This window comes from Pantoea sp. VS1, assembly GCF_002207995.1.
In the GTDB taxonomy this organism is placed as follows: Bacteria; Pseudomonadota; Gammaproteobacteria; order Enterobacterales; family Enterobacteriaceae; genus Pantoea; species Pantoea dispersa.
In genome coordinates this window covers 270311-284560 of record NZ_NHZE01000004.1, presented here as the reverse complement: position 1 = coordinate 284560, position 14250 = coordinate 270311, and the positions used below count along the sequence as shown (strand labels likewise).

Here is a 14250-nt window from a genome sequence, read left to right as displayed (position 1 = left end):
GGAGCGGGAAGCCGCAGGGATTACTTCTTCCAGAAGTCGTCGAATACGGTGATCGGCGGACGACGTTTATGCTCGGTTTTGGTATACAAGCCTTCAATGATTTTCGCCGCGTCGGCGTCGATGGTTTTGCCTTCGAGGAAATCATCAATCTGCTGATAGGTCACGCCCAGCGCGACTTCATCCTGCAGACCGGGACGATCGTCCTCCAGATCGGCGGTGGGGTGCTTGAGATAGAGGTGTTCCGGGCAGCCGAGCGCTTCCAGCAGCTGTTTGCCCTGGCCTTTGTTGAGGCGGAAAATCGGGTTGATGTCGCTGCCGCCGTCGCCGTACTTGGTAAAGAAGCCGGTCACTGCTTCTGCGGCGTGATCGGTGCCGACCACGACACCTTTGGTCATGCCGGCAATACTGTACTGGGCTTTCATGCGTTCGCGCGCTTTCTCGTTGCCGCGCACAAAATCCGACAGGGCAATGCCCGCCTCCTGCAGCGCGCGCTCGCTGGCCAGTACCGCTTCTTTGATGTTGACCACCAGCGTGCGATCCGGCTGGATGAATGCCAGCGCATCCTGACAATCCTGCTCGTCAGCCTGCACGCCATACGGCAGGCGCACGGCGATAAAGCTGTAGTCGTGATCGCCGGTCTCTTCACGCAGTTCAGTAATGGCAGTCTGCGCCAGCTTGCCGGTCAGCGTTGAGTCCTGACCGCCGCTGATGCCGAGCACCAGGGTTTTGATAAACGGATGGGCTTTCAGATAGGACTTCAGAAAATCGACGCTGACGCGGATCTCCTGCTGCGGGTCGATAACCGGTTTAACACCCAGGGCCTGAATGATTTCCTGCTGCAGTGACATGAACCTCTCCTCAAGTCGGTAGCCTGACGGCACAATGCGAATCATGTGCTAAAGCTAACGCCTCCGCAGAAAAACAACAAGCCGAACGGCTTGTTGTCCGGTGTTTCTGTTGGCAATTCAGGCGCTTTTTGGTTTCTGCGCCAGCAGCATGAACATCACGATGGCCAGCATAAAGCAGCCAAAGATGGTGGCCGTCATGCTGATGACCGAGGTGCCGCCAAGGCCGGTGATCGGTACGCTGAGCGCGCCGAGCGAGAACATCGCAACGCCGATCACCGCCGAGGCGCTGCCGGCGCGGTGGCCCTGGCTCTGCATCGCCAGCGATGACGCGGTGGTGGCGATCACGCCGTTACTGGCGATGGTGAAGAACAGCGCCACCAGCACCAGCGGCAGCGGCGCGCCGCTCACGCCGGCCAGCAGCAGGCAGCTGGAGGCGACAAACGCCAGCGTCAGGCCGCCCTTCAGCACGCGATATTCGCCCCACAGCGGACAGAGCCGGGCGCTGGTCTGGGAAGCAATCACCAGGCCAATACCGTTCGCCGCAAAGCACAAGCTGAACGCTTGCGGTGACAGGCCGTAAATCTGCTGCAGTACAAATGGCGAGGCACCGATATAAGCAAACATGCCGGACATCATGAAGCCCTGCGTCAGGCAGAAGCCCATAAACGGCCGGTGGGTGATGACCTGGCCGAGCGCCGCCCAGGCGGAGAAGATCGATCCCTGGCTACGGCGTTCGGCCGGCAGGGTTTCGCGCAGCTTCCAGCGCGCCAGCAGAATCAGCAGCACGGCAATCGCGCCCAGCACTACAAAGATGCCGCGCCAGTTCAGCACCGTCATCAGCGCACCGCCCAGCACTGGCGCACCAATCGGCGCCAGGCCATTCACCAGCATCAGCAGGGCAAAAAAGCGCGTCAGCTCATGGCCGCTATACATATCGCGGGCAATGGCACGCGAGAGCACCGCGCCGCCGGCACCGGCCAGCCCTTCAAACAGGCGTGCCACCAGCAGAGCATGAATATCCTTTGCCAGCGCACAGCCAATCGAGGCGATGAACAGCAGCGCCAGCGACAGCAGCAGCGGACGAATACGACCAAACTTATCGCTCATCGGACCAAACAGCAGCTGTCCGGCGCCCAGCCCCAGCAGACCGGCGGTCAGACTTAGCTGGGCGGTGGCGGTTTCGCTACCGAGGTCGCGCGCCAGTTCAGGCAGGGCAGGCAGATAGAGATCGATACAAAGCGGCCCGAGCGCGGCGAGCAGGCCGAGCGTGATGGCATAAACCAGCCGGTTAGGGTGTGCAGGTGTCATTGATCCTCTGTGTTATTTTTGGCTTTAAGATGTATCTTGCGCCGCGATTATACGGAGCCGGTGACGGCAACACAGCATCTTTCGTAATCCTGACGCTTCAGAACTGACCGAAAGCACCGCCATTGAGTTGATAAATCTGGAATTATGTTCCAGGCTTAGTGGGACATGGACAAAGTATGAGGAACAACAAGATGAATAAAGTGCTGGGATGTATCGCTGCCGCTATGACGCTGGCAGCCCTGTCTGGTTGTACAACTTACGATCGTGCGGAAAGCTACGTGACTAAGCCTGTGGTGAAGGATGTGAAAAAAGGCATGACGCGTGAACAGGTGCGCCAGATTGCCGGACCGGCGTCAACCGAGATCACCATGGTTCACGCACGGGGTACCTGCCAGACCTACGTGATTGGTGAGCGTGATGGCAAACAGCAGACTTACTTTGTGAGCTATAACGACACCGGTCGCGTCATGAACTACGGCTTCCAGAGCTGTAAGGATTACGATACCGATCCGCAAGCCGCGCAGTAACGGCAGCAGAATAACAAACGGCCCGTCTCAGACGGGCCGTTTTTCTTTGTGCGCTTACAGCCCATACGGCCGCGGCACCTCAATGTAGCTGCCGCTGATCTCGCGCTGATAGTAGTGACCATCCTGCACGTAATAGCGTTTGCCGTTGTAATCCAGAACGCGCATGGCGCTGGCCGGTGGGCCATCCGGTGGCTGGACCACCACGTAGGTGTCGCCCTGCCGCTGGTAGTAGCTACCGTTCAGCAGGTAGTAGGTCAGTCCGCCAATCAGCACGGCGGTCGCGGCCTCCGGCAGAAAACGCAGCGGTCCGGGATGGCCCCAGCGGGGTCCCGGACCACCCCAGTGCGGGCCGGGGCCCGGACCCCAGCCATACGGATGAGCAAAACTTACAGTTGGCGCTATCAGGGTTAACGCCAGCATTGAGGCGATAACGTTTCTCATGAGGGTTCTCCTGCGGTAACTCCCCGCAGCATTCGCCTTTCAGCGCGCAAACTCAAGCAAAAAACCGTCTATTTTGCCTCCGTTTACCATGCTTAACGTTTTCCTGACGTTAGCGCCATGATTGCGGAAAAAAGTGCAGAAAACGGCAAAAAAAACGGCAGGCTTTGCGGCCTGCCGTCACGGGAAAACGGGTTACTTAGCGGTGCGCCAGTTCCGCGTGTTCGTCGCTCTCCAGCACTTTTTTGTCGGTCATACCCAGCCAGCGGCTGGTCAGTGAACCGGCGGTCATCGAGCCGTTAACGTTGAGCGCGGTACGGCCCATATCAATCAGCGGTTCGATGGATATCAGCAATGCCACCAGCGTGACCGGCAGTCCCATCGCCGGCAGGACGATCAGCGCGGCAAAGGTCGCGCCGCCACCGACGCCCGCCACACCGGCTGAGCTCAGCGTGACAATACCGACCAGCGTGGCGATCCATACCGGGTCAAACGGGTTGATACCCACGGTCGGCGCTACCATCACCGCCAGCATGGTGGGATAGAGGCCGGCACAGCCGTTCTGGCCGATGGTCGCGCCAAATGAGGCCGAGAAGCTGGCGATGGATTCCGGAACGCCCAAACGACGCGTCTGTGTCTCCACGTTCAGCGGAATACTGGCGGCGCTGGAACGGCTGGTGAAGGCAAAGGTAATCACCGGCCAGACTTTACGGAAGAAGCGCAGCGGGTTGATACCGTTGATTGACAGCAGCAGCGCGTGAACGCCAAACATGATCGCGAGGCCGAGATACGAGGCCACCACAAAGCCGCCCAGCTTGATGATGTCCTGGAGGTTGGAACCGGCAACCACTTTGGTCATCAGCGCCAGCACGCCGTACGGTGTCAGCTTCATGATCAGACGGACCAGCTTCATCACCCAGGATTGCAGGGTATCAATCGCCACCAGCACGCGCTCGCCTTTGGCTTTGTCATCTTTCAGCAGCTGCAGCGCCGCCACGCCGAGGAACGCGGCGAAAATCACTACGCTGATGATCGATGTTGGATTGGCAGCGGCCAGATCGGCAAACGGGTTTTTCGGGATAAAGGAGAGCAGCAGCTGCGGCGTACTCAGATCCGCGACTTTACCAACATAGTTGCTCTGGATGGCGCTCAGACGCGCGGTTTCCTGCGCGCCCTGTACCAGTCCCTCGGCGCTGAGGTGGAACAGGCCGGTCACCAGCACGCCCACCAGTGCGGAAATGGCGGTGGTAAACAGCAGCACGCCGATGGTCAGCACGCTGATTTTGCCCAGCGACGAGGCGTTATGCAGCCGCGCCACCGCACTGAGGATTGAGGCAAACACCAGTGGCATGACAATCATCTGCAGCAGCTGAACATAGCCGTTACCGACGATGTTAAACCAGCCAATCGACTCTTTCACCACCGGGCTGTTTTCGCCATAAATGGCCTGCAGTGCCAGGCCAAAGATCACCCCCAGCACCAGGCCGGTCAGCACACGCTTCGACAGGCTCCAGCTCTGGTTGCCGACGCGGTTTAATGCAATCAGCAGCGCGACAAATGCCACGATATTGATGATCAGAGGAATATTCATTGTTAACTCCTGAAGGTCGCCACGCGATCGCGCCGCGTAACCGAAAATAGCAGAGGGATCCTCTGTAACTGTCGCGGCATGGTACCAGTTGGCCCTGCGGGAACAATATATCTAAATCGTCTGGGTTATAACTAAATGGAATTTAAGGCGATTATTTCAGCAATCGCTGGCAGAAGGAAAAGCACTTCAGCGCGTACTGCCGTTCACCAGTCGGCCAATGCCGTTCTGCAGATTGTTGAACAGCTGCTCCGGCCAGCCGTTAGCGCCAAACGACGGCATACCGGGCGGAAACCACAGCGCATAGCCCACCAGAGCGAGGCACAGCGCGCGCTCCAGTTGATTACCTTGCTGGCTGTTGAGGATAGGCAGGCGAAAGCGCCAGCGGCACGGCCACAGCAGCGGCACGCCGGCGGGCGTCAGCATATCGGCGACAATGTGGCTCAGATAGCCGAGCGTCATGCCCTGCAGGACATCCGCTGGCAGGAACCAGTCAGCCGGCACGTTAATCTGAAACAGCCACAGGCTGACCGCCACCGCCAGCAGGCTATGGGTAAAGCCGCGATGGCCAAAAGCGCGGGCTATTGGCTGCGACAGCCACTTTAGCCGCTGGCCCAGCACCGATTTAGGGTGATCGATATCCGGCAGCAGGCAAGTCAGCAGCGCAGCCGGCACCAGATGCCACCAGTCGGCACTGGCCATCACCGGCGTCAGTTCGGCGCGTTTGGCAAATATCGCACTGGCGATGGCAAAAATGATATGGCCTTCGGCCGTCATGATGGAACCTGGCTGCAAAAACTGTCGATGCATCCAGTATAGGGATTTATCCAGTAAATGAGAACGGTGACGCTGTAACGAAGAGTGAATTTTTTGCTGACCCGCGCCTGAAAAAAGCGCGGGAAATTAACGGTCTGGCTTACTTTTGCACCTGGCAACCGGGCGAAACATCCGCCAGGCGTAACGCGCGATGCACACCGATCAGTTAAACAGATGTTCCGCCTGCAGCTGCGTCAGGTTTTCCAGTTGCACATTGGCCAGTGCCCAGCGCGCATCGTGGCGATGTTCGGCGGCAGGCACCACAATGGAACGCATGCGCGCGGCTTTACTGGCGATCATGCCGTTGAACGAGTCTTCCAGCGCCACGCAGTTGAGCGGATCAACCCCGAGCTTTGCCGCAGCATCCAGATACACCTGCGGATGCGGTTTGCTGTAAGGCAGCGCTTCAGCCGAGGCGAGGGCGCTAAAGTAGTGACGCAGATTGAACATCTCCAGCACGCGTTCCAGCATCGCCAGCGGAGACGCCGAGGCCAGCGCAATCGCCAGGCCCTGTTGCTGACACAGCTGCAGCGCCTGCTCTACGCCAGGCAACAGCGGCCGCGTCTCTTCGACCAGCGCCAGCGCGCGGGCAATAATGCGCTGAGTGACTTCGGCCTGATCCGGCCCGTTCCACGGCAGCGCTTCGTACCACATGCGCACGGTTTGATCGATGCGCAGGCCGAGCGTATCCGGCAGCTCGTGGCGGCGGCTAATATCCACATTCAGGCTGGCAAACACCTCCAGCTCGGCGCGATCCCATAGCGGTTCAGAATCAATCAGTAAGCCATCCATATCAAAAATAGCGGCCAGCACAGGGCGACGATAGGTCATACAACAGCTCCATTGACAGTTTGCCCTACCTTAACATGGGCGGCGGCGAAAACCGACTTACGGCAGGTTACGCATTTTTCAGGAAAATTTGCTGTAGTGCAGGTAGACTTAGGGCAAAACTACTGTTTGTGAAGGGAAGACACCATGACGTATCAACAGGCTGGCCGCATCGCCATCCTCAAGCGAGTGGCTGGCTGGGTGATTTTTATTCCGGCGCTGTTATCCACCCTTATCTCCATCTTAGGCTTCATGTTTAAACACAGCGAAAAGCAGCCCGGCATTGACGCCGTGATGCTCGACTTCGTGCATGTGATGGTGGATATGATTAAGTTCAACACGCCGTTTCTCAATGTGTTCTGGAACAATTCGCCGGTACCGGAGTTCAACGGCGGGGCCAATATTGGTTTCTGGCTGATCTATATCCTAATATTCGTGGGCATCGCTTTGCAGGCCTCGGGCGCACGCATGTGGCGTCAGGCGCGCCATATCAAAGAAGGCATTGAAGACCAGATGATCCTGGAACAGGCGAAGGGCAGCGAAGGGCGCACGCGGGCGCAGCTGGAAGAGAAAATCCATGTGCCGCGTCACACCATTTTGCTGCAGATTTTTCCGCTGTATATTCTGCCGGTGATCATCGCCGTGGCCGGTTACTTCGTGTTGAAACTGCTCGGCATGCTGTAAGGCGTCAGGCCGGTCTGACCTGGCGCTGGCCCAGCGCATCCTCCTCCAGCAACTGGCCGATAGCGAACTGCGCTTCGCCGGCCCAGTTGCCGCCAAAGACGTTGGCGCGGTTGAGCAGATAGTAGAGCTGATACACCGGCTGACGCTGTGAGAAGCCTTCCGGCAGCGGCCACACCGCATGATACCCTTCGTAAATCTGGCGCGGCAGATCGGCGTAGTAGCTGAGCATCGCCAGGTCGCATTCGCGATCGCCCCAGTAGCAGGCGGGATCGAACAGCCACGGGCCGCTGGCGCTGCCGGCGCAGTTGGCTGGCCACAAATCACCATGCAATAGCGACGGTTGCGGATGATGGCTGGCGAGGCTGCGCTGCACGCAATCCACGATCAACTCCATGTCACCGTAGTGCACGCCTTTCTCCGCCGCCAGCTGCAGCTGCCAGCCAATGCGCTGTTCGGCGAAAAATACCGACCATTTGCGTAACCAGCTGTTGGGTTGCGGCGTGGTGGTAATGTTGTTGTCGAAGTCGAGACCAAACTGCGGTTGCTCGCTCCACTGGTGCAGATGGGCCAGCTGCTGGCCGAGCTGGAATGCGCTTTGGGCGTCGAGTGGCTGCGGGGGAATGTATTCCAGCAGCAGAAAGCTGGTGTCACGATCGTTACCGACGCCGTAGACCTTCGGCACGCGCACCGTGTGGGTACGCGCCAGCAGATCAAGCTGGTCGGCTTCCCAGCTGAACAGCGTCAGCATGTCGCGCGTGTTGCATTTGACGAACACCTCCAGCTCACCGTAGCGCAGGCGCCACGCCGGATGAATATCGCCACCGGGCAACTCATGACGTTCGGTGATTTCGGCATCGCCGGCGTACTCGCTTAACAGACGACTAATGGCTGACCACATCGGGTAATCCTCTTTATTCGCTGCGTAAGGTCGATTGTAACGCGCAAAACTTGCACAACTCCAGCGGCAATGCGCAATTTGCGGATTGCGTCAGGCTTGCGCTTTGAGAAATGCTTCCAGCGTGGTGACATCAGCGTCCGGCTGCTGATCGAGCGCCACTGCCGCCAGCCCGGCGGCGTGTTCCGCCAGTGCCTGCTCCTCCAGCGCACTGACAATGCCAAAGCTGTTGGTGCCCAGCTCGTGGGGATGGCCATCCGCATCGTGTAACGTGGTGCTGTAACCGCCGTTAACCATCGCGCTATTCAGCGCCTGCAGATCGCCGAGACCCCTTTCCTGATAACGGAAGGTGACAACGTAACGCTTAAGATCATGATCGCTCATCTTTTCACCTCATTGTTATCGAACAGATTTCAGCGTAGACCAGCGCCTGCGATAGAGCGAATTCTGCACAATCGCCCGGCGGCGCACAGCGTAAAGTCCTGTCAGGGTCGACAGAAAATTCTTGTAGCATTTAAGCTGTTATTTGGTTATTTGCCGCCTATAATGCGCGCCGGAAATGGGAAGATTCCCAATCCACACGCGGTGCCAGCGCAAAACCTGGCGATTCTGGTGCTTTCATACTTTTTTACAAAACTTACCGTAAATTGCATTGATTGCCCGGGAAAATTCTCCAGACTCATCTCTTTTTCAACTGTCGTACGGGTTACCTTTTAATGAAAGCCTTCAATAAGCTGTCCGCTGTTTTGTTGCTCTCCGCCGGAGCATTTTGTCACCAGGCCTTTGCAGATAACGCTGTCTTCACCTCAATGGATGACCCTTCTACGGCAAAAAAACCGTTTGAAGGCACCGCGTCAGCCGGTTACCTGGCACAGACCGGCAACACCACCAGCTCATCGCTGACCGCGTCAACCAGCATGACCTGGTATCAGACCTCAACGGCGTACAGCCTGTGGGGTAACGCCGCGAATACCTCATCCAACGATGAGCGCTCGTCGGAAACCTATAACATCGGTGGCCGTAGCCGTTACAACCTCAACAGCGCTGACTACCTGTTCGGTCAGGCGAGCTGGCTGAGCGATCGCCTGAACGGTTATGATTCACGTGATGTCCTGACCGCCGGTTACGGTCGTCAGATCCTCAACGGTCCGGTGCACTCGCTGCGTGCTGAATTCGGTCCGGGTGTACGTTACGATGACTTCCACGATGGCGGCCACGAAACCAAAGCACTGGGCTACGGCGCGCTGAGCTATCAGTGGCAGCTGACTGACACCACCAAATTCATCCAGGGTGTGTCGGTGCTGAGCAGCTTTGGTGAAGACACTACGCTGAACTCCGAAACCGCACTGCAGGTGGCGATCAACGACCACTTCGCGCTGAAACTGGGCTACAACGTCACCTGGAATAACAATCCGCCAGAATCTGCGCCAGACCGTACCGACACCAAAACCACGGTCCAGCTCTCTTACGCGATGTAAACCAGAGCGCATTGTTACACCGTCGCCCGGCCTGTGCCGCGCGGCGGTTTTTTTTGATCTCTCTTTGGCTTAGCGCATTTCTTCGCGGGTTTTGCTCACTGCGGAAAGCTGTTATCATCGTTGCCGCTTTACGCGCCTGGCGTCATTCCGACAGTGTGGGTCTGACATCGCGCCAGGTTAACCAAACAAAACTCAGTGTTGCATGTAGGCTTTCGTGTGGCTTACCACTGCAATTAAGGATATGAAATGCCAGTAATTACTCTTCCTGATGGCAGCCAGCGCGTATTTGACCGTCCGGTCAGCGTGATGGACATTGCGCTGGATATCGGTCCGGGTCTGGCGAAAGCCTGCATTGCCGGTCGCGTCAATGGCGAACTGGTCGATGCGGTTGATCCGATCACCAGCGATGCGCAGGTCGCCATCATCACCGCGAAAGATGAAGCCGGTCTGGAAATTATTCGTCACTCCTGTGCGCATCTGTTAGGGCATGCGATCAAACAGCTGTGGCCGAATACCAAAATGGCCATCGGTCCGGTCATCGATAACGGCTTCTATTATGATGTCGATCTCGACCATACGCTGACCCAGGAAGATCTTGAGCTGCTGGAAAAGCGCATGCACCAGCTGGCTGAGACCAATTACGACGTCGTGAAGAAGAAGGTGAGCTGGCAGGAAGCGCGTGACGTGTTTGCCGCGCGGGGCGAAAGCTACAAAACCACTATTCTCGACGAAAACATCAGCCATGACGATCGTCCTGGCCTGTATCATCATGAAGAATACATCGACATGTGCCGCGGTCCGCACGTGCCGAATATGCGTTTCTGCCATCATTTTAAACTGCAGAAAATCTCCGGAGCCTACTGGCGCGGCAACAGCGACAACAAAATGCTGCAGCGTATTTACGGTACGGCCTGGGCAGACAAGAAACAGCTGGCGGCGTATCTGCAGCGCCTGGAAGAGGCCGCGAAGCGCGATCACCGTAAAATCGGTAAGCAGCTCGATCTCTACCATATGCAGGAAGAAGCACCGGGTATGGTATTCTGGCACAATGACGGCTGGACCATCTTCCGCGAGCTGGAAGTGTTTGTACGCACCAAGCTTAAAGAGTACGACTACCAGGAAGTGAAAGGTCCGTTCATGATGGACCGCGTGCTGTGGGAAAAAACCGGGCACTGGGACAACTACAAAGAAGCGATGTTCACCACCTCTTCAGAGAACCGTGAATACTGCATCAAACCGATGAACTGTCCGGGTCACGTGCAGATCTTTAACCAGGGTCTGAAATCGTACCGCGACCTGCCGCTGCGTATGGCGGAGTTCGGTAGCTGTCACCGTAATGAGCCGTCAGGTGCGCTGCACGGTCTGATGCGCGTGCGCGGCTTTACCCAGGATGACGCCCACATCTTCTGTACTGAAGATCAGGTGCGTGATGAAGTGAACAGCTGCATCCGCATGGTCTATGACATGTACAGCACCTTCGGTTTTGAAAAAATCGTGGTGAAACTGTCGACGCGCCCTGAGAAGCGCATTGGCAGCGATGAGATGTGGGATCGTGCCGAAGTGGACCTCGCCGAAGCGCTGAAAGAGAACAACATTCCGTTCGAATATCAGCCGGGTGAAGGCGCCTTCTACGGCCCGAAAATTGAGTTTACGCTGTACGATTGTCTTGACCGCGCCTGGCAGTGCGGCACCGTTCAGCTAGACTTCTCCCTGCCGAAACGTCTGGACGCCACCTACGTGGGCGAAACCAACGATCGTCAGACGCCAGTGATGATTCACCGTGCGATTCTGGGTTCGATGGAGCGCTTCATCGGGATTCTGACCGAAGAGTTCGCCGGTTTCTTCCCGAGCTGGCTGGCGCCGGTACAGGCAGTGGTGATGAATATCACCGACGGCCAGGCAAAATATGTCAGTGAATTGACGAAGAAATTGCAGAATGCTGGCATTCGTGTCAAAGCAGACTTGAGAAACGAGAAGATAGGCTTTAAAATCCGCGAGCACACATTACGTCGCGTCCCTTACATGCTGGTCTGCGGTGAGAAAGAGGTGGAAGCAGGAAAAGTTGCCGTGCGCACCCGCCGTGGTAAAGACCTCGGGAGCATGGACGTAGATGTGTTTGTTGAGAAGCTGCAACAAGAGATTCGCAGCCGACATCTTCACCAATTAGAGGAATAAGGTTATTAAAGGCGGAAAACGAGTACAACCGACGCGTCCGAACCGTATCAACGGCGAAATCCGTGCCACCGAAGTGCGCTTAACTGGCGTAGACGGCGAGCAACTTGGCATTGTCTCACTGCGCGAAGCGATTGAGAAAGCAGAAGAAGCTGGCGTAGATTTAGTTGAAATTAGCCCGAACGCCGAACCGCCGGTTTGCCGCATTATGGATTACGGCAAGTTCCTTTATGAAAAGAGCAAATCTTCTAAGGAACAGAAGAAGAAGCAAAAAGTTATCCAGGTCAAGGAAATCAAATTCCGTCCTGGTACCGATGAAGGCGACTATCAGGTAAAACTCCGCAGCCTGATTCGTTTTCTGGAAGAGGGCGATAAAGCCAAAATCACGCTGCGTTTCCGTGGTCGTGAGATGGCGCACCAACAGATCGGTATGGAAGTGCTTAACCGCGTGAAAGAAGATCTGAATGAACTGGCAGTGGTCGAATCCTTCCCGACGAAGATCGAAGGCCGCCAGATGATTATGGTGCTCGCACCTAAGAAGAAACAGTAGGCTTTCAAGTAATAATGCCGCGTAGCGTTCGCGCTGCGCGGATTTTTATTCGCCTGTCTGGTTCATTTTATTAACAATGCGAAGTGGATATTTGTAAAAATGCCAAAGATTAAAACTGTACGTGGCGCCGCAAAGCGCTTCAAGAAGACCGCTTCTGGCGGCTTCAAGCGTAAGCACGCAAACCTGCGTCATATTCTGACTAAAAAGTCTACTAAGCGTAAACGTCACCTGCGTCCAAAAGGCATGGTGTCTAAAGGCGATCTGGGTCTGGTTGTTGCCTGCCTGCCGTACGCATAAGTTAACCCTTTTTTAATTCCCCGATAGATTTCGGGTTGCAGTCAGGCGGCAACGGAATGAATCCTGGCGCTTACATCAGTAAGTGACTGGGATGAATGAAGCCAGCCAACGCCACTGCGGCACGAGAGATGATGGGGAAATCACAGAATATGATATAGGAGAGCTCACATGGCTCGCGTAAAACGTGGTGTAATTGCTCGCGCACGTCACAAGAAAATCTTAAAACAAGCTAAAGGCTACTATGGTGCACGTTCACGTGTTTACCGCGTTGCCTTCCAGGCTGTTATCAAAGCTGGTCAGTATGCTTACCGCGACCGTCGTCAGCGTAAGCGTCAGTTCCGTCAGCTGTGGATCGCACGTATCAACGCTGCGGCGCGTCAGAACGGTATCTCTTACAGCCGTTTCATCAATGGCCTGAAAAAAGCGTCCATTGAAATCGACCGTAAAATCCTCGCTGACATCGCTGTATTCGACAAAGTGGCATTCACTGCACTGGTTGAAAAAGCAGAATCAGCTCTGGCGTAAGTCAGGTAAAAAAGGGAGCTTGCTCCCTTTTTTATTGCCTGCAACCCACGCAAATGATTGACATTTTAGCCGCAGGGCATTTCAATAGTGCGGTTTCTATCAAGACAAGGTAACGCAAGCATGCACGCTGCTATTTTCCGTTTCTTTTTTTACTTTAGCGCCTGATCGTCAGGGGCTTTTGCGCATAAGAAAAGAAACGAAAAATCGCGCTGAAAGCCTCCCTCGTGGAGGCTTTTTTGTTTCCGGCGACACTTAATCGGATCGCACGATCCCAACGAGAACTGACCAGCCCGGCTGGAAGAAGAGGAAATCATGTCCCAACTCGCAGACCTGGTGGCCCGTGCCACGGCCGCCATCGACGAGGCGTCGGATATCGCCGCCCTGGACGCCGTGCGCGTCGAATTTCTGGGTAAAAAAGGGCACCTGACGCTGCAAATGACCACCCTGCGTGAACTGCCGGCGGAAGAGCGCCCGGCGGCCGGTGCGGTCATCAACGACGCCAAACAGCAGGTACAGGACCGTCTCAACGCGCGTAAAGATACGCTGGAAAGCGCGGCGCTGAATGCCCGCCTGGCGGCTGAGACTATCGACGTGTCGCTGCCGGGACGCCGTATCGAGAACGGCGGTCTGCATCCGGTGACCCGCACCATCGATCGTATCGAAACCTTTTTCGGCGAGTTGGGTTTCGCGGTGGCGACCGGTCCGGAAATTGAAGACGATTATCACAACTTTGATGCGCTGAATATTCCGGGGCATCATCCGGCGCGCGCCGATCACGACACCTTCTGGTTCGATGCCACGCGCCTGCTGCGCACCCAGACCTCCGGCGTGCAGATCCGCACCATGAAAAATCAGCAGCCGCCGATTCGTATCATCGCGCCGGGCCGCGTATACCGTAACGATTACGATCAGACGCACACCCCGATGTTCCATCAGATGGAAGGTCTGATTGTCGATAAAGACATCAGCTTCACCAATCTGAAAGGCACGCTGCATGACTTCCTGAACAACTTCTTCGAAGAGAACCTGCAGATTCGCTTCCGTCCGTCCTATTTCCCGTTCACCGAACCGTCAGCGGAAGTGGACGTGATGGGTAAAAACGGCAAATGGCTGGAAGTGCTGGGCTGCGGCATGGTGCATCCGAACGTGCTGCGCAACGTGGGCATCGATCCGGAAATCTACTCCGGCTTCGCCTTCGGGATGGGCATGGAGCGTCTGACCATGCTGCGCTACGGTGTGACCGATCTGCGCGCCTTCTTCGAAAACGATTTACGTTTCCTCAAACAATTTAAATAA

Annotated in this window: 17 protein-coding genes and 1 other annotated feature; of the genes, 9 read left to right on the top strand and 8 right to left on the bottom strand. The window is 56.3% G+C overall.

Going from position 1 to position 14250, the window contains the following annotated elements; genetic code table 11:
• Positions 1–20: 20 nt before the first annotated feature.
• Positions 21–848 (bottom strand): ammonia-dependent NAD(+) synthetase, encoded by an 828-nt coding sequence (gene nadE / locus CBW22_RS01965; protein WP_088515871.1) that lies wholly within the window; start codon positions 846–848, stop codon positions 21–23.
• A gap of 117 nt (positions 849–965) precedes the next feature.
• Positions 966–2156: a multidrug effflux MFS transporter gene (locus CBW22_RS01960; RefSeq protein ID WP_058785642.1), complete on the bottom strand. Its 1191-nt coding sequence runs from the start codon at positions 2154–2156 to the stop codon at positions 966–968.
• A gap of 191 nt (positions 2157–2347) precedes the next feature.
• Between CBW22_RS01960 and osmE the strand changes: the two genes are divergently transcribed.
• The gene (gene osmE / locus CBW22_RS01955; protein WP_021506259.1) at positions 2348–2683 is read left to right on the top strand and encodes an osmotically-inducible lipoprotein OsmE; all 336 of its coding nucleotides are present in this window, start codon (positions 2348–2350) and stop codon (positions 2681–2683) included.
• Between the two features lie 54 nt (positions 2684–2737).
• Here osmE and CBW22_RS01950 read toward each other — a convergent pair whose 3' ends face one another.
• From CBW22_RS01950 to hxpB, 4 genes are all read right to left on the bottom strand, one after another.
• Entirely contained in the window at positions 2738–3124 is a 387-nt protein-coding gene (locus CBW22_RS01950) for a DUF6515 family protein (RefSeq protein ID WP_031279187.1), read from the bottom strand.
• A 196-nt stretch (positions 3125–3320) separates the two neighbouring features.
• A complete protein-coding gene (locus tag CBW22_RS01945; RefSeq protein WP_088515870.1) occupies positions 3321–4712 on the bottom strand; it encodes an L-cystine transporter in 1392 nt (463 codons plus the stop codon).
• A gap of 186 nt (positions 4713–4898) precedes the next feature.
• Positions 4899–5486, bottom strand: coding sequence for a metal-dependent hydrolase (locus CBW22_RS01940; RefSeq protein ID WP_021506256.1), 588 nt, complete (start codon positions 5484–5486; stop codon positions 4899–4901).
• Positions 5487–5687: 201 nt separating this feature from the next.
• A complete protein-coding gene (hxpB, locus tag CBW22_RS01935) occupies positions 5688–6356 on the bottom strand; it encodes a hexitol phosphatase HxpB (protein ID WP_058757670.1) in 669 nt (222 codons plus the stop codon).
• 144 nt (positions 6357–6500) lie between these two features.
• Here hxpB and CBW22_RS01930 point away from each other — a divergent pair, with 144 nt between their 5' ends.
• A complete protein-coding gene (locus CBW22_RS01930; protein WP_021506254.1) occupies positions 6501–7037 on the top strand; it encodes a YniB family protein in 537 nt (178 codons plus the stop codon).
• Positions 7038–7041: 4 nt separating this feature from the next.
• Here the strand turns inward: CBW22_RS01930 and CBW22_RS01925 are convergent, their stop codons facing one another.
• Positions 7042–7935: a fructosamine kinase family protein gene (locus CBW22_RS01925; protein WP_058776250.1), complete on the bottom strand. Its 894-nt coding sequence runs from the start codon at positions 7933–7935 to the stop codon at positions 7042–7044.
• A 90-nt stretch (positions 7936–8025) separates the two neighbouring features.
• Complete coding sequence (gene ghoS / locus CBW22_RS01920) at positions 8026–8316, bottom strand: type V toxin-antitoxin system endoribonuclease antitoxin GhoS (protein WP_058757672.1); 291 nt, start codon at positions 8314–8316, stop codon at positions 8026–8028.
• A gap of 332 nt (positions 8317–8648) precedes the next feature.
• Between ghoS and CBW22_RS01915 the strand changes: the two genes are divergently transcribed.
• The 7 genes from CBW22_RS01915 (at position 8649) to pheS (ending at position 14250) form a co-directional block, all read left to right on the top strand.
• The gene (locus CBW22_RS01915) at positions 8649–9410 is read left to right on the top strand and encodes a DUF481 domain-containing protein (protein WP_031279185.1); all 762 of its coding nucleotides are present in this window, start codon (positions 8649–8651) and stop codon (positions 9408–9410) included.
• A gap of 246 nt (positions 9411–9656) precedes the next feature.
• On the top strand, positions 9657–11585 hold the full coding sequence (gene thrS, locus CBW22_RS01910) for a threonine--tRNA ligase (RefSeq protein WP_088515869.1): 1929 nt from the start codon (positions 9657–9659) through the stop codon (positions 11583–11585).
• 4 nt (positions 11586–11589) lie between these two features.
• Positions 11590–12132 (top strand): translation initiation factor IF-3, encoded by a 543-nt coding sequence (gene infC, locus CBW22_RS01905; RefSeq protein WP_058757673.1) that lies wholly within the window; start codon positions 11590–11592, stop codon positions 12130–12132.
• A gap of 99 nt (positions 12133–12231) precedes the next feature.
• Complete coding sequence (rpmI, locus tag CBW22_RS01900; RefSeq protein ID WP_006118955.1) at positions 12232–12429, top strand: 50S ribosomal protein L35; 198 nt, start codon at positions 12232–12234, stop codon at positions 12427–12429.
• Positions 12430–12597: 168 nt separating this feature from the next.
• A complete protein-coding gene (rplT, locus tag CBW22_RS01895) occupies positions 12598–12954 on the top strand; it encodes a 50S ribosomal protein L20 (protein WP_088515868.1) in 357 nt (118 codons plus the stop codon).
• Between the two features lie 115 nt (positions 12955–13069).
• Positions 13070–13195, top strand: a sequence feature (Phe leader region).
• Positions 13075–13119 carry a pheST operon leader peptide PheM gene (gene pheM / locus CBW22_RS25900; protein ID WP_121626058.1) on the top strand — a complete coding sequence of 15 codons (45 nt, stop codon included), beginning with the start codon at positions 13075–13077 and terminating at the stop codon, positions 13117–13119. Its footprint overlaps the feature before it by 45 nt.
• Positions 13196–13266: 71 nt before the next feature.
• A complete protein-coding gene (gene pheS / locus CBW22_RS01890) occupies positions 13267–14250 on the top strand; it encodes a phenylalanine--tRNA ligase subunit alpha (protein ID WP_021506248.1) in 984 nt (327 codons plus the stop codon).